This is a genomic window from Acinetobacter nosocomialis NIPH 2119 (assembly GCF_000368085.1).
GTDB lineage: Bacteria > Pseudomonadota > Gammaproteobacteria > Pseudomonadales > Moraxellaceae > Acinetobacter > Acinetobacter nosocomialis.
Genome location: NZ_KB849239.1, coordinates 3841077 through 3856711, shown reverse-complemented (window position 1 = coordinate 3856711; position 15635 = coordinate 3841077). Strand labels below are relative to the sequence as shown.

General features: G+C 37.5%; 12 protein-coding genes and 1 pseudogene. 6 read left to right on the top strand and 7 right to left on the bottom strand.

Going from position 1 to position 15635, the window contains the following annotated elements; genetic code table 11:
* Positions 1-119: 119 nt before the first annotated feature.
* Complete coding sequence (locus tag F984_RS21970) at positions 120-2999, top strand: valine--tRNA ligase (RefSeq protein WP_004712217.1); 2880 nt, start codon at positions 120-122, stop codon at positions 2997-2999.
* A gap of 65 nt (positions 3000-3064) precedes the next feature.
* On the opposite strand, the gene F984_RS21965 is transcribed toward F984_RS21970, so the two are convergent.
* Positions 3065-3643, bottom strand: coding sequence for a methyltransferase domain-containing protein (locus F984_RS21965; protein WP_004712216.1), 579 nt, complete (start codon positions 3641-3643; stop codon positions 3065-3067).
* A 96-nt stretch (positions 3644-3739) separates the two neighbouring features.
* Between F984_RS21965 and F984_RS23150 the strand changes: the two are divergent.
* A pseudogene (locus F984_RS23150) lies at positions 3740-3871 on the top strand (hypothetical protein); the annotation flags it as partial.
* A gap of 63 nt (positions 3872-3934) precedes the next feature.
* On the top strand, positions 3935-4720 hold the full coding sequence (locus F984_RS21960; protein WP_004712214.1) for a hypothetical protein: 786 nt from the start codon (positions 3935-3937) through the stop codon (positions 4718-4720).
* A 110-nt stretch (positions 4721-4830) separates the two neighbouring features.
* Here F984_RS21960 and F984_RS21955 read toward each other — a convergent pair whose 3' ends face one another.
* Both F984_RS21955 and F984_RS21950 read right to left on the bottom strand, forming a co-directional pair.
* A complete protein-coding gene (locus F984_RS21955; protein WP_004712212.1) occupies positions 4831-5847 on the bottom strand; it encodes a hypothetical protein in 1017 nt (338 codons plus the stop codon).
* 96 nt (positions 5848-5943) lie between these two features.
* The gene (locus F984_RS21950) at positions 5944-6849 is read right to left on the bottom strand and encodes an AEC family transporter (RefSeq protein ID WP_004712211.1); all 906 of its coding nucleotides are present in this window, start codon (positions 6847-6849) and stop codon (positions 5944-5946) included.
* Positions 6850-6965: 116 nt separating this feature from the next.
* Between F984_RS21950 and F984_RS21945 the strand changes: the two genes are divergently transcribed.
* From F984_RS21945 to F984_RS21935, 3 genes are all read left to right on the top strand, one after another.
* Positions 6966-7850, top strand: a complete 885-nt coding sequence (locus tag F984_RS21945; protein WP_004712209.1) for a LysR family transcriptional regulator — start codon at positions 6966-6968, stop codon at positions 7848-7850.
* 306 nt (positions 7851-8156) lie between these two features.
* A complete protein-coding gene (locus tag F984_RS21940) occupies positions 8157-9344 on the top strand; it encodes an ammonium transporter (RefSeq protein ID WP_004712207.1) in 1188 nt (395 codons plus the stop codon).
* Between the two features lie 259 nt (positions 9345-9603).
* Positions 9604-10302 (top strand): phosphatase PAP2 family protein, encoded by a 699-nt coding sequence (locus F984_RS21935; protein ID WP_004712206.1) that lies wholly within the window; start codon positions 9604-9606, stop codon positions 10300-10302.
* On the opposite strand, the gene F984_RS21930 is transcribed toward F984_RS21935, so the two are convergent.
* From F984_RS21930 to F984_RS21915, 4 genes are all read right to left on the bottom strand, one after another.
* Positions 10299-11633 (bottom strand): two-component system sensor histidine kinase PmrB, encoded by a 1335-nt coding sequence (locus tag F984_RS21930; RefSeq protein ID WP_004712203.1) that lies wholly within the window; start codon positions 11631-11633, stop codon positions 10299-10301. The two genes, F984_RS21935 and F984_RS21930, sit on opposite strands and share 4 nt — an antisense overlap.
* Positions 11634-11658: 25 nt before the next feature.
* Positions 11659-12333, bottom strand: coding sequence for a DNA-binding response regulator PmrA (locus tag F984_RS21925; protein ID WP_002051287.1), 675 nt, complete (start codon positions 12331-12333; stop codon positions 11659-11661).
* Positions 12334-12347: 14 nt separating this feature from the next.
* Positions 12348-13997 (bottom strand): phosphoethanolamine transferase, encoded by a 1650-nt coding sequence (locus F984_RS21920; protein ID WP_017393845.1) that lies wholly within the window; start codon positions 13995-13997, stop codon positions 12348-12350.
* 187 nt (positions 13998-14184) lie between these two features.
* Positions 14185-15489: a DcaP family trimeric outer membrane transporter gene (locus tag F984_RS21915; protein WP_004712196.1), complete on the bottom strand. Its 1305-nt coding sequence runs from the start codon at positions 15487-15489 to the stop codon at positions 14185-14187.
* Between the last annotated feature and the right edge of the window lie 146 nt (positions 15490-15635).

Below are 15635 nucleotides of genomic sequence, written 5' to 3'. Positions count from 1 at the left end.
AAATCTACCGTTTTTTGAAAAAAATACAAAACCGTTTATCTGTTTTCAGCACATTAATTTCGAGGCATTTTTTTGCTACAATAGATGCAATTTTTTATGCATATTCGATCTAAGCTACTATGACTGACGCTCAAACCGCTCAAAATATTGCCACCACCTACGATCCAACCGAGATCGAAAAGAAGTGGTACAAAACGTGGGAAGAACAAGGTTACTTCAAACCTTCTGGTCACGGTGAATCATTCTGTATCATGATTCCACCACCAAACGTCACTGGTAGTTTGCACATGGGCCATGGCTTTAACAATGCCATTATGGATGCCCTCACCCGTTATAACCGTATGATGGGTAAAAACACTTTGTGGCAACCGGGTACTGACCATGCTGGTATTGCAACTCAAATGGTTGTTGAGCGTCAACTTGGCTTACAAGGTGTAACTCGTCACGACTTAGGCCGTGAAAAATTCATCGAAAAAGTTTGGGAATGGAAAGAACAATCTGGCGGCACAATTACCAAACAAATTCGTCGTTTAGGTTCGTCTGTAGACTGGTCACGTGAACGCTTCACGATGGATGAAGGTTTATCAAACGCAGTTAAAGAAGTATTCGTTCGTTTGCACGAAGACGGTTTAATTTACCGTGGTAAGCGTCTTGTAAACTGGGACCCTAAACTTCAAACTGCTCTTTCTGACCTTGAAGTAGAAAGCAAAGAAGAAAAAGGCTCACTTTGGCACTTTAAATATTTCTTTGAAGATAAATCAGTTAAAACTCAAGATGGCAAAGACTATCTCGTAGTTGCAACGACTCGTCCTGAAACATTACTTGGTGATACTGCTGTTGCTGTTCACCCTGAAGATGAGCGTTATGCACACCTTGTTGGTAAAAATATTGTATTGCCAATTACTGGTCGTTTAATTCCAATCGTTGCCGATGACTACGTTGAAAAAGACTTCGGTACTGGCTGTGTAAAAATCACCCCTGCTCATGACTTTAACGACTATGAGTTAGGTAAACGCAATAGCTTGCCAATTATCAATATCTTCAACAAAAACGCCGAAGTTTTAGGTGAGTTTGAATACATTGCCAAAGCTGGTGAACAAATTTCTAAAACTATTACTGCACCTGCAGATTATGCTGGTTTAGAGCGTTTTGACGCACGTAAAAAACTAGTTGCTCAAGCGGAAGCTGAAGGCTGGTTAGACCAAATCCAACCGTATGACTTAAAAGCGCCACGCGGTGACCGTTCAGGCGTGATTATTGAGCCATTATTGACTGACCAATGGTACGTAAAAATTGCACCTCTTGCTGAGCCTGCAATTGAAGCGGTTCAAGATGGTCGTATTAAGTTTGTTCCAGAGCAGTACAGCAACATGTACATGGCATGGATGCGTGACATTCAAGACTGGTGTATTTCACGTCAGCTTTGGTGGGGTCACCGTATTCCAGCTTGGTACGATGCGGATGGCAACATCTATGTTGGCCGTAGCGAAGAAGAAGTACGCGCGAAAAATAACATCGCGGCCGATGTTGAGCTTAAACAAGACGAAGACGTACTTGATACATGGTTCTCATCTGCACTTTGGACATTCTCAACTTTAGGCTGGCCAGAACAAACGCCTGAACTCAAAACTTTCCATCCGACTGACGTGTTGGTGACTGGTTTTGACATTATCTTCTTCTGGGTTGCCCGCATGATCATGATGACCATGCACTTCATGAAAAATGAAGATGGTTCATCTCAAATTCCATTTAAGACGGTTTACGTTCACGGCTTGGTACGTGATGGTGAAGGTCAAAAAATGTCGAAGTCTAAAGGTAACGTACTTGACCCATTAGACTTGATTGACGGTATCGATTTAGAAAGCTTAGTCGCAAAACGTACGACTGGCCTAATGAACCCGAAAGATGCTGCGAAGATTGAAAAATCAACGCGTAAAGAATTCCCAGAAGGCATTAATGCTTATGGTACTGACGCAGTTCGTTTCACGTTCTGTGCCCTTGCAAACACTGGTCGTGACATCAAGTTCGACTTAAAACGTGTTGAAGGTTACCGTAACTTCTGTAACAAAATTTGGAATGCAACACGTTTCGTTCTGATGAATGTTGAAGGCCAAACTGTTGGTCAACAAGCTCGCCCTGATCTATGGGAACTTCCAGAACAATGGATTATCAGCCGTCTGCAAAAAGCAGAAGCTGCTGTACACCAAGCGTTTGCAACTTATCGTTTAGACCTTGCTGCTCAAGCGATTTATGACTTTATCTGGAATGAATACTGTGACTGGTACGTTGAGTTAACTAAACCAGTTCTAAACGATGCAGAAGTTTCAGAAGAGCGTAAAGCTGAAGTACGCCGTGTATTACTTGCTGTGATGGAAGCTTCTTTACGTTTGGCTCATCCATTAATGCCGTATTTGACAGAAGAAATCTGGCAGACTCTTGCACCAATGCTTGGTCAAGGCGGCCCAACGATTATGACTGCTCAATACCCTATTCCTGAGCAAGAAAAAATCAATGAACAAGCTGAAGCAGATATGCAATGGCTTCAAGGTTTGATTGGTGCAGTGCGTAACATTCGTGGTGAGTTAGGCTTAGGTAATGCACGCTTATTGCCAGTATTACTTCAAAACACATCTGACGCTGAACGTGAACAAATCATTCGTATTGAAGCATTGTTCAAAGCATTGGCTAAAGTTGAAAGCATTGAATTCTTGAATAAAGACCAAGAACCACCTTTGTCTTGCTCTAGCGTTGTTAGCCATGCATCGGTATTTGTACCAATGAAAGGCTTAATTGACCCTAAAGCTGAGCTTGCTCGTTTGCAAAAAGACTTGGATAAAATCCAAAAGCAACACGACCAAATCTCGGGCAAACTTGCAAATGAAGGCTTTGTATCTAAAGCACCAGCAGCGGTTGTTGAAGGTGAAAAAGCGAAACTTGCTGAGTTTGCTGCGCAGTTAGAGAAAGTTAAAGCGAATATGGAGCAGATTGCTGCGCTTTAATCTTTTTTAGTTAAACGAACCCAGAATCTGTGCAAACAGGTTCTGGGTTTTTCTATATTTCAAAATTACTTTTTTTGTAGAATCAGCATATGGAGATGCCATGATTTTATGCAACCATTTAATAAAGGTAAATTTTCATTCATTTCTTTATGAAACAATAAATTAAAGTCACATAAAAATAAGTCGGCTATATCTTGATAAGTAAAACCTATAAATTTTGCAAGTTCTCTAGTAACCCATTCATCTTGAGTCCCCAATAAATCAACTACCAGAATTCCGCCTTCAGAAAGAGCATTTATCATTCGTTTAATTACGCTATAAAAATAACTTGGATCGCAAAAGAATAGACTTGATGAAGCAATAATTAAGCTTGCAGACGGGAAATTAAAGTCTTCAAAAGATTCATGATAGAAAATAAATTTAGAGTCATCTTTGAATCGCTCAGTACAGACTTTTTGCGCATCAATTGAAATATCAAAAGCATGAACATTAAATCCCTTTGAGAGTAGATAAGCAGATTCATTGCCTGCGCCACAGCCACAATCGATAGCAACTAAAGGTAAGTTACGAAAATAACCTAAAGCCTTCTCTAAAATAGGTCTATGTTTAAATTCTTTTGATAATTGAATAAATTTTTCATTCATAAATCCGATCTTTTATTTTTTATAATTTCCCCACTATATTTTATAAAGAATATAACCACAACGATTTCTTATTTTAGAGTTACCGACCACACGAGCAAACTTGCAAATGAAGGCTTTGTGTCTAAAGCACCAGCAGCGGTGGTTGAGGGTGAAAAAGCAAAGCTTGCTGAATTTGCTGCTCAGTTAGAGAAAGTTAAAGCGAATATGGAGCAGATTGCTGCGCTTTAAGCTTTAAAGTTCACAATTTAATCTATAATATAAAGGGCTGATTATTCAGCCCTTTATTTATTCATGAGTACATTAGAAATAGTAATTTTATTAATAACTGTAACTTTCATTTTCTCTATTGTGATTACAGCTCTAGTAAAATATTTAGATGCGGATAAAGCATCATCTGTTCTTTCCACTCTTTTACAAAATCTTATTCTAATTGATATTCCTTTTAGGACGCCACATCAAGAGGAAAATGAAGAAGATAAAGTTAAAAGACAAGAAGAACTAGAAAACAAGCTTAAAATTAAGCATCAAGAAGATTTAGCCACTCTTTCTACCACGAATGAATTAAAGCTTTTAACTATTAGCAGATTAAAAGGTTACTTAGCTGATTTAAATCGTAAGGCTAATTTGAATCTTATATCAGGTTTAATTTTTTGCTTAGTAGGGTTGGGTTTTATCTTTTATTCACTTATTGCATATACCCCAACGAATCCACCAAATCTAAATAATACACTAATTTACTTTCTGCCAAGAATTAGCTTAACGATACTTATTGAAGTATTTTCATATTTCTTCCTAAATCTCTATAAAAAGAATCTTGAGGATATTAAGTACTTTCAAAATGAAGTTACTAACCTTGAAAGTCAATATTTAGCCGTTTTGTATGCTTTTGAACAGAATAATGGACAAGTCAAAGCTAAAGTTATCGAAAAGCTTATGAATACTGAACGTAATTTCATTCTTAAAAAAGATGAAACGACTATCGAATTAGAAAAAAATCGTATTGAATCTCAGAATTCAAATAATACAGTTCAAGCATTAAAAGATATTATAACGTTTAAAAGACAACCTTCATCCTAGCTCTTTCACTAAGGCAACGGCAGCAGCATTTATATATTAACATGTTATTGGATACACAATATTCTCCTCTCCTTTTAGGAGAATATTAGGGAGAGGTGCTCTTTTAAAAATTAAAGCACCCCATGCCCCAACAACGTCTCTAACCCACTCACCTTTTTCATATGCTTTAAACGCTCCTTTTCCCAGTTTAACTGCTGCTTTAACTCAGCACAGTCGGCATCTATGGCTTTATAAACATCACTAATGTGTACATGTTCTGCTTTCACATTCTTGGCTAACTGAAAAGAATCCAAAATCTCAGCTATTTGGCTTTCAAGCTGCTGACTTTGTGCATCTAAGGACAGTTTATAAAACCTTAATTGCTCGGCAGATAATTCTTTAGCGCCTAGCCCTTTATTCTGTTCAAGCTGTAACTGGAGTTTGAGTAAATAAAACAAATCCTGCTTTTCGTAGGCCTGACTTGCCTGTTGAAACAGCTCAGTTTTTTCCTGTTTCTTTGTTTCATCTTGCTCACGGTCTGGGTGAATCATCGCGGCAATTTTTAAATAAACTGTTTTTAACGACTGCGCTGCCATTTGCTCAGCTTGTTCACGTTTCTGCTGCTGTCTTTGCCGTTTGGCTTGTTCACGCGCTTGTTGTTGCTCAGCCGCATACCGTTCAAAGACTTCTTCAAACTCTGAACCCTGATCAACGCTTTCTTGGTATTCAGATTTTATTGGCTGAGTTTTTTTATTCTTTTTTACCGAATCTTGAGTATGTTGCTGATAAAAGGTATCGATCTGCTTCACTAAATCCAACTGTTCAGTAGATAGCATTTTGGATCGCTTCAACATTTGTGCAAGCTGGGCAATTTTTTCATCTAGTTGTTGCATGTCTACTTTGGAAAACTCATGGCTATGCAACATATTCCAAAGTTGATCCAACTGCTGAAATAAAACTTCATGCAAATCGCCATACACAGGCATCAGTTTTTGCCGTATGTGCTTTTGAATCTCAGCTTGTGCATTTTGCCATGTGCTCAGGCTAACTTTTTGCTGTTCTATTTTATCAATCAGGCGATTCAGTTTTTTCTGCTGTGCAGACGGTTCAGACCTTTGCTGCAAGCTCACTTTGAGATCAAAGGACATATTTCATCAACCTGAAAAAGAAAAAAGTGTAGCAATAATCAGATGAGGAAGGTAGCAAAGCATTCTTTAAGTGTTAAGAGGCCAAAAATTTATATCTTAAGAAATCCACCAAATCACTAATGGCAAAGTCACTGCAGCACATAAAGTTTGAAAGCTAATCACGGCTGCCATAAGCTGACTATCACCACCCAAAACCTTAGTTAAAATATATGATGCGGAAGCAGTCGGTAACGCAAAGAAAATGACTAAAATTTGTGTTTGCAAACTTGATAAATCAAACCACATGCAGACCATATAAGCCAAAGCAGGCACAGCTAAAAGACGCACAAATGTATCTGCTACCAATACCACAATGTCTTTTTTCATTTGCATAAACTGTAAAGCTGCGCCAACACATAACAAACCTAGTGGCAAACTCGATGCTGAAAAAAGCTTAATAAACTGAGTAAAGCCTTCCCAAATTGGGATATGAAGCGTATTGACTATTGCTCCGACCACACATGATGCAATTAAAGGGTTTTTAAGAAGTGCAATCAAAACAGATTTAATTGCCATATGTTCTTTAGATGTTAGAGCAAGCACCGAAATAACGTTTACCAGTGGAATGCAAAGTGCCAATAAAATTGCCAGAATTGCCATTCCTTCACTTTTAAAAAGCGCAGTGACTAGAGCCAAACCAATATAGGTATTAAAGCGAACCATACTTTGTACATGCACACCAAAACGTGCAGGCGGTATATGCCAAAACATTCGGAGTATGTATAAAAAGGCGGTTACAGCTAAGACCACAATCAACATCGCAATAATGGCTGTACTCAAGCTTTGTAAGTCAATTTTTGCGGTCGATAGCGTACTGAAAAGCAAAGCGGGAAACAAAATATAGTAATTAAGCTTCTCTGCCCCAACCCAAAACTCATCGCTGAAAAAATGATATTTTTTAAATAAGTATCCCGATGCAATTAATGCAACTAAAGGAAAAAGAGATAAAACAATGCTATTCATTTCTTTACTCGAGTTTTGTTGAGGCTTGCTGTTTTGGCAATTAGCTTGGCTTACTCATATATTAAAGATAATGAAAACTCATGATAAAATGAGTTTTTACTCATAACAAATCCAATATGACCTTTACCCAGCTTGAAATTTTCGCACTCATTTCTGAACTAAAAAGTTTTACTGCCACAGCAGAAAAGCTGGGAATTTCACAGTCAGCAGTTTCTCATGCCCTTAAATCATTAGAACAACAATGGGGCATTAACCTCATTTCAAGAACTCAAAGCGATATTGAACTCACCACGACAGGTCAGCAGTTATTGACCCATGTAAAAGAGTTATTGAGTATTTCCGATACATTAGAAAAAGAAGTGGCTGCCATCCACGGTTTAAATGAAGGAACATTACGTATTGGTTCTTTTGGGGCTTCATCATCTATTTATCTATTGCCTGAAATTTTAGAAACCTTTCGGCAACGCTATCCTAAAATCGAGATTTATATTGATGAAGGTGAAGATAAAGAAGTTGCACAGTGGTTACTAGAACGGCGCATAGAGGTTGGTTTTTTAATTATGCCAGATGAGCGATTCGATACATTCTCTTTAATCGAAGATCGTTTTGTTGCCTTAATTCCGAGTGGTTACCCGCTGGCGCAGCAACTCTATATTGATCCAGCCCAACTAGAAAACTGCCCTTTTATAATGACAATGGCTGGTAGTCGACATCAGGTCGAATTAATTTTAAAAAACTTTAATGTGAAACCAGACATTAAATTTTATGTTTCCCAAATTCTAAGTATCGTCAGTATGGTACACAACCAGTTAGGAATCTCAATAGTCTCTGATATGGTCATCACCAAAGAGTTACTCTCACTCTATCCAAACGTGGTCAAACGCCCTTTTAAACCGAATCTTAAACGCTCTATTGGCCTTGCAGTAAAAAACAAGAAACACATCAGTCCAGCCGTAAAAGCATTTATAGAGGTTGCTCAAGAGGTTTGGTCTAATAAATAATTTAGTCAGAATTTAATTCATTTTATATTTTAATAACGAACTCTTTTAGGTCATTTTATAAACAAATTAGATGACTTTTATCATAAAAATGTGCCATTACAGCCTATTTAAAGCAAATTAACGCACTATTTATCGCCAAAAACTAATTTCACAATCCAAATTGGTGCACTTATTGCATATTCACTTTTATGCAATTGAGTTTGTTTCGACAAACTTAGGTTTTTAGATTCCTTAAATCTATTTTGGTGCAATTTACAGACCCAGATTTGTTCCAAAATGGAATTTAGCACTTTTTTCGAGCATGCTATGCAAAATGTAGATCTATTTTTCTTATTACTTGGTGCAGTTTTGGTTCTTGCCATGCACGCAGGTTTTGCATTCTTGGAACTTGGTACAGTTCGCCACAAAAATCAGGTGAACGCGCTTAGTAAAATTCTGACTGACTTTGCTCTCTCCGCAATCGCATATTTCTTTGTGGGCTACTACATTTCGTATGGTCAGCATTTCTTCCATGATGGCACAAGCCTCGCAAGTGATCATGGTTATAATTTAATGCGTTGCTTCTTTTTACTGACTTTTGCTGCGGCAATTCCTGCAATTATTTCAGGTGGTATTGCAGAACGCGCCAAAATGCGTTCACAAGCAATAGCAACACTCGCTTTAGTAGGTCTGGTCTATCCTTTTTTTGAAGGTATGGTCTGGAATGGTAACTATGGTCTACAAAAATGGTTAGAAACGACCTTTGGCGCAGCTTTTCACGACTTTGCCGGTTCAGTTGTAGTCCATGCAATGGGTGGCTGGATTGCACTCGCTGCGGTTATTTTATTAGGTGCTCGCTCTGGTCGTTATAAGAAAGATGGTCGCGTAAGTGCTCACCCTCCTTCTTCAATTCCATTTTTAGCACTTGGTTCATGGATTTTAATTGTGGGCTGGTTTGGCTTTAACGTGATGAGTGCCCAACGTCTTGATGCTATTTCTGGGCTAGTTGCTATTAATTCACTTATGGCAATGGTTGGCGGAACGATTACAGCAAATGCAATTGGGAAAAATGACCCAGGTTTCTTACATAATGGTCCACTTGCCGGTTTAGTTGCTATTTGTGCCGGGTCTGACATTGTTCATCCCGTGAGTGCCCTTGTTATTGGTGGTATAGCTGGTGCCATGTTCGTATACCTCTTTACCTATACACAAAATAAACTCAAAGTAGATGATGTACTAGGTGTATGGCCTTTACATGGCGTTTGCGGTGCATTCGGCGGTATTGCAGTGGGACTATTTGGTCAAAAATGGCTAGGTGGTTTAGGCGGTGTATCTTTTGCCTCACAGCTCATTGGTACAGTACTCGCGATTACTATTGCACTTGCTGGCGGTTTTATTGTTTATGGCATCCTTAAAGCGACCATTGGTATTCGTTTATCTCAAGAAGATGAGTTTCGTGGTGCAGATTTGTCTATTCATAAAATCTCTGCCAACTCTGAAGAAGGCATGTTTTAATTCAATGATTATGAAGCAGGATTTAAATATACTGCTTCATATACCTCTTACAAATAAAACCTTTTAGTTTAAAAATAACTTTCCTTGATTAAAAACTACGCTTTTAGTTTTCCATACATTCAATTTAATATATTGAAAAATATATTAAATTGAATATTTTTCTAAGATTTAAAGATGAAATCCTGTTTAGTTTAAGAACAATTTAAGTTTTATTTTATGTAATGCCTTCAATTCACGCTTAAATTGATGTTAAAACACAATGAATCAACAAAAACATTTTTTTCAGCTTCAGCTTATTTTTCTTACTATCAGCTTTTTTATACTTTTATTTGTATTCCCAGTGGGTGGAAAAATTGATATGTATCTTATCCAACCTTGGATTGATTCAACTGGTCAATTTTTTAATCGGGAAAATTGGTATCTTGAGAGGCTTAATCATCAAATCGTAAAAGACATTATCACTGCGGTTTATGTCATCTTTTTTGGTCTGTGGCTTGCTTCATTTAAAGTAGAAAAGTTAAAAATCTATCGCTGGCAATATGGTTATATGTTTTTTGTCAGCATGATTGGTAGCGGTGTTGTTGGTTTATTAAAATCGCAATCTGCTCATGCCTGCCCTTGGAATATGGTTCATCCTAATAGTTTAGGTGGCTATATTTGGGACTTTACAGCAAAACATGGTCATTGTTTTCCAGGTGGTCATGCCAGTGCTGGATTTATCATAATGACCGGTTATTTTGTTTATCGTCTTGAACAACCAAAACGAGCTTATTTTTATTTATTTTCAGGCATTTTATTAGGATTTATGATGGGTTGGGCACAAATGATGCGAGGAGCACATTTCCTAAGTCATAACTTATGGACAGGTTGGGTTGTTTGGGCAGTGAACATTTTCTTTTATGCGATTTGTATTCATCGCTTTGAGTTCGAAAAACAATTAAAACAAGAGCTTAGTTAAGCTCTTGTTTCATGTAAATGTAAAACCTTAGGTAACTTCACTAAAACTGAAAGACCACCAAGTTCTAAACTTTTATCGAGAGTTAGAGTTCCACCAAGTCTTTGAGTTGCACGATCTACAATTGATAAACCTAAACCACTTCCCACTTCAAGATGATGGTGTACTCGATAAAAACGTTTAAGCACCTTATCGTAATTTTCAGGATCTATACCTGCGCCACTATCTTCGATTTGAATACAAGCAAAGTTATCTGGGTCGGTATAAACTGAAATGTTAATTACCCCCTGATGTGGTGTATATTTAATTGCATTATCAATTAAGTTAAAAATAATCGAATGTACGGTAGGTTCAATACTATGCATCTCGACAGGGTCATTTCTAACAAAGCCTAAATCAATTTCTTTTTGCATGGCTAAATTAACCAACTGCTCAACGCAATTTAAAGCCACATCATTGAGCTGGAAATAGCCAGTAGGTTCAACCATACTTAAAGTTACATCTTGCTTTGCCAACGCTAAAAGCTGCGTCACTAAATGCTGAATACGAGCTAAACCTTTGCTTAAATTTTGCAACGATTCATGCTCAGGAAACTGGCTTAACAAAATCTTGGTTTGTAAGTTCAATGCTGTAACAGGTGTTCTTAGTTCATGAGCAGCATCAGCAATGAATTGCTTCTGTTCATTTTGTGCTTTAGAAATACGATCAAACAGACGGTTCATTTCATCAATGGTAGGCAAAAGTTCTAGAGGATAATCATGCACCTCAATTGGTGTTAACTCCTCAGAATCACGCTCCATTAACTCATTTTTAAAATCATCTATTGGTTTTAAACCACGACTAATAATGGCGGCCAAGGCAAATATCGCAAAAGGTAAAATAATTAAATATGGAATGAACATGCTGCCGGCAAGCTCCCATGCGAAAGCTTCACGAACCCGCTCTTGTTGACTGACCTGAATTTGGTAGTCTTTCAACGGTAAAACATATGTTCGGACTACACCTTCAGCGGTTTTATGTGAATAAAAACCAGCTTGTTGCACTGGAGGAACCAAGAAGTGAAGATGATGAGATAAATTCGCTTGGTCTTTATAAGCCCAAATATCTAAAAATAAATCTTCTTCGTGGTAAGTCCGATGTAAATCAAACTTACTACTTACTGTTTTTAAGGGATACTCAGCCGTTCTTTCCGCTAAATACTGCATTTGAGTATCTAGAATTTCATCGACTTCCTGAAGTGCAACCTTATAAGCACTAAAAATTAAAATACAACCTAAGATGACACTGAAAATTGAGGTGCCCCAAATCAGTCGTTTTTTTAATGAATAATGCACGTTCATGAAGTCCCGAAATCTTAAATTATGATTGCCCTAAACGGTAACCCAGTCCTCGGATAGTTCGAATAAAGTCTTTACCCAACTTAGCCCTTAAATGATGGACATATACCTCAATCGTGTTGCTGGTCACATCACTATCAAAGTCATATAACTTATCTTCCAAATTAGCTTTTGAGAAAATTTTATTTGGATGACTCATAAGCGGAATCAAGATTGCCCATTCACGATTCGATAAATCAATACGTTGCCCTTTAAATGTTGCAATGTGCTGTTCAACATTTAAAACCAGATCACCGCTTTCTAGTAGTTGATCTTGGCTTGCAAGTTGAGCCTCTACGCCACTACGGCGTAATAAGGCATGAATACGAGCGAGTAATTCATCAAACTCATAAGGCTTAATTAAGTAATCATCTGCTCCCAAATTCAGACCATCAACACGGTTTTGCAGTTGGTCACGTGCAGAGATAATTAAGACTGGTGTTGCTGCTCTTTGACGAATCTGCTTTAAAACTTGCATACCATCCATCATTGGCAATCCCAAGTCTAAAAGAATGAGATCAAACTTATTCTTTGCTAATTGGGCCAAACCATCTAAACCGTTATTGACCCATTCCACCTCAAATTGATGATATTGCAGCAACGTCGTTGTTGATTCTGCAATCATAAAATCATCTTCAATCATCAAGATTTTTGTCATGTTCTAGGCTCGCTTTAGTTTACATGGGCACAAGAGTGCAACATGTCCAGTTGAGGGTTGATGACCTGAGTTTGTACATCCAGCAAACTTAACAAACTTGGGAATAGATTATCCTGACTTAACTTTTGTTTAGTTTGTTGGTTTAAACAATTTACTTGAGCAAGATTATGTTGTTTCCAGCCATCAGAGAACCACATAATCATTGGAATATGTGTTTGTTGGCTCGGTGCGATTGAGTAAGGCGAACCATGCAAATACATACCATGCTCACCTGTCGATTCTCCATGATCAGATAAATACCATAAACCTGTTTGATAATTCGATACTTCTTTTAAAGTATTGATCATTTGGCTTAATACATGGTCTGTATACACGATTGTATTATCATAACTATTTAATAGCTCAGCTGGTGAACAACCCTGTATCGCATTAGTATCACAAGTTGGTTTAAATGGTTGATATCCCTCAGGTGCCCGTTTGTAATATGCTGGTCCATGGCTACCCATCTGATGTAATACAACTAAACGTGGACGTTTATCGTCTTTCGGAATAGAGGCCAAATACTGCTTTAAGCTATCAATGAGAATACCATCAAGACATTCGCCATCTTTACACCATTTTTGCTTTAAGTCTTCTGGAATCTGGTATTGTTCAACACGATCACATGCACCTTTACAACCCGAGTTGTTATCAATCCAAGTCACTTGATAGCCTGCGCGTTTTGCAATATCTAGTAAGCCTTCACGATGGCTTGCCAATTGCTCATCATAATCAGCACGTGGCATACCAGAGAACATACATGGCACAGAAACTGCTGTTGCCGTACCACATGAACTCACTTGAGAGAAGTTTAAAATATCTTGTTTAGAAAGCTCTGGGTTTGTATTTTTAGCATACCCATTGAGTGAGAAACTTTCTGCACGTGCAGTTTCGCCCACTACAAGTACCATGAGTTTAGGTAAATCTTTTTGAGTTTGTTGAACTTGATGGGCATCTTCACCATACTTCACAAGAGGAAGATTTTTCTTAGGCGCTTTTTTACGATAATAAGACATCACCGAAGAAATAGTGTTTTGAGGAGAGATCATTCCTTTTAAATCACGATGCTCTCTAAATATCGCTGCAAAATCAACATAATATGCAAACAACAAACCGCCTACAACGGCAAATGCAAGAGCGATTGAAAGTACTTTTTTAAGCAAAAGCGGAAGTATTTTTTCTGATTTGAGTTTTACCTGAGTAATTAAAAAAATAGGTAAAATAACAAAGAAGATTGTCCAGAGCCCAAAACGCAAAGACAGTAAATCTGTAGCTTCAGCAACATCTGTTTGAGCAATATTCTGAATCTGATCAGGTGAAATAATGACACCTAAAGTATTTACAAAGTACGAGCTAAAACCACCAATAAATACAAGTAAAATGGCAAAAATTTTGGCCGTCCATTTCCAGTTTAAAATTTGTAAAGCCGCATAATAGGTAGCAACAACAATCACTACAGTAGCCGCTAAGAAAAAGGTCGCTTTTATACCTAAATATGGCGTTAACAAATGAACTTTCTTATAAAAACCAAAATTTAGAATTGCACCTAACCAAATGGCTATAATGAAGTTGAACATAAACAGGGAAATCTGCTTATTTCTTAATGTAGAAAAAAAACTCAGCATCTCTGGTTACTACGACCTTTTTTTATGATGCTCTACTGTAAAAATTGAAACTTAAAAATGACTTAAATAATAGAATGATCGGTATAAACCATTTTTAACGGCTTTATGCTACTTATTTATTTCAATTAAAAAAATGAGTCGAGACTCATATGAATCTCGACTCACTTAGCTAAGAAGCATTGAGAAATTAGAAGCTATACTTAGCCATTAAACCAATACGGTTATCTTTATAAGACTGGCCAGCAAACGTTTCACGTTTACCATTGACATATTCAAGGCCTAAATCAATTGGTTTAACAGGCGTATAGATGAAGTTAATCCATGCTTGCTGAACTTTTTCATTACCAGCTGTATATGCTTTTGCATAATCAGTGCCGTCATCAGCAAACTCTGCACCGTACGCTAAAGTTGAACGTAAGTTAGGTAAAATTTTATAAGTACCACCTACTTGTACAGCAACAAATTTATTTTGCTCGATATTATTATTTACTAAAGTATAGGCAGCATTACTACCATATAAATAGCTACTATCACCAACTACATATGAAACATCAGCAAAAACTTTTAAAGGATCAGAAACTTTGAAGTCTGTACCTGCAGCAATACCCCATCCAGTTTTATTATCATCGCCAAGTGATGATTTATAATTTTCTACCAAAGCACGAGCTGATGCAGAACCTTTACCGTCTGCATAACCTTGAGTAATTTTAGCAGTTAATGCAGGTAAGCTATACTTGATGCTATCGCCAGCTGCTGCTGAAGTACTATCACCTTTTTCAGCAGAAACAAACAATTGTGTAGTTGGGCCCAACTTGTAGCCATAGCGTACTTGAGGAACACGTTTTGTACCACCACCAACGTTTGTCGAGAAATCGATCATTTCTGGTGCATGAGTTGACAAGAAGTTAGACGTCGTTTGACCAAATAACCAGTCGTTATACGTTAAATAAGCATGACGAATACGTAATGAGCCATTCGAATCTGTTGTTGAGCCAGCAAAATCGACTTCGAGTTTACCGCCTACCTTAGCATCGCCAACAGGTGTATTAAAATCTAAACCAAGACGTGTGGTTTTAGCAGTCGAACGTAATTTATCTTTTGTTTTACCATCAGTTTTACTAACATCACCAAAGTCGTTATCGGCACCTTCGATAATATAGTTAGCATCACCACGAACGAAACCATAAAGGTTTACATCAGCACCAGCTTTAGATTTAAAACCTGCTAATGGAGAAGCTGGCGCAGCAACAGGTTGAGGCTGTGCTTTAACTTCAGCTAACTGCACTTGCTGTTGTTGCTGTACTTGTTGCTGTTGCTGCTGTACTTGGCGCTGTTCTTTAACTAATGCTTTTAATGCTTCAACTTCTTGACGAAGTTTTTGAATTTCCTCTTTTTCAGAGGTTGCCGCATTTGCCCCACTCATCATTAAAGCTGTTACTGTAATAGCTAAACTTTTAACAACAAACGATTTACGATTAAGGAATAGATCCATCAAAAACTCCTAAAAATATATTTTATGTTGCTTATCCATGCCAAGTTGATTCGGTGACCATTGAGCACTAAAAAATCAACTATTCTCCAAATTTGATTGCATTAATTTTATTACCGCAATCAAAACCAATTTTAACGCTGGGTAAG

Excerpts from the sequence above, each read along its gene's own strand:
- F984_RS21970 (WP_004712217.1), top strand. The coding sequence starts at position 120 with ATGACTGACGCTCAAACCGCTCAAAATATTGCCACCACCTACGATCCA.
- F984_RS21965 (WP_004712216.1), bottom strand. The coding sequence starts at position 3,643 with ATGAATGAAAAATTTATTCAATTATCAAAAGAATTTAAACATAGACCT.
- F984_RS21960 (WP_004712214.1), top strand. The coding sequence starts at position 3,935 with ATGAGTACATTAGAAATAGTAATTTTATTAATAACTGTAACTTTCATT.
- F984_RS21955 (WP_004712212.1), bottom strand. The coding sequence starts at position 5,847 with ATGTCCTTTGATCTCAAAGTGAGCTTGCAGCAAAGGTCTGAACCGTCT.
- F984_RS21950 (WP_004712211.1), bottom strand. The coding sequence starts at position 6,849 with ATGAATAGCATTGTTTTATCTCTTTTTCCTTTAGTTGCATTAATTGCA.
- F984_RS21945 (WP_004712209.1), top strand. The coding sequence starts at position 6,966 with ATGACCTTTACCCAGCTTGAAATTTTCGCACTCATTTCTGAACTAAAA.
- F984_RS21940 (WP_004712207.1), top strand. The coding sequence starts at position 8,157 with ATGCAAAATGTAGATCTATTTTTCTTATTACTTGGTGCAGTTTTGGTT.
- F984_RS21935 (WP_004712206.1), top strand. The coding sequence starts at position 9,604 with ATGAATCAACAAAAACATTTTTTTCAGCTTCAGCTTATTTTTCTTACT.
- F984_RS21925 (WP_002051287.1), bottom strand. The coding sequence starts at position 12,333 with ATGACAAAAATCTTGATGATTGAAGATGATTTTATGATTGCAGAATCA.
- F984_RS21920 (WP_017393845.1), bottom strand. The coding sequence starts at position 13,997 with ATGCTGAGTTTTTTTTCTACATTAAGAAATAAGCAGATTTCCCTGTTT.
- F984_RS21915 (WP_004712196.1), bottom strand. The coding sequence starts at position 15,489 with ATGGATCTATTCCTTAATCGTAAATCGTTTGTTGTTAAAAGTTTAGCT.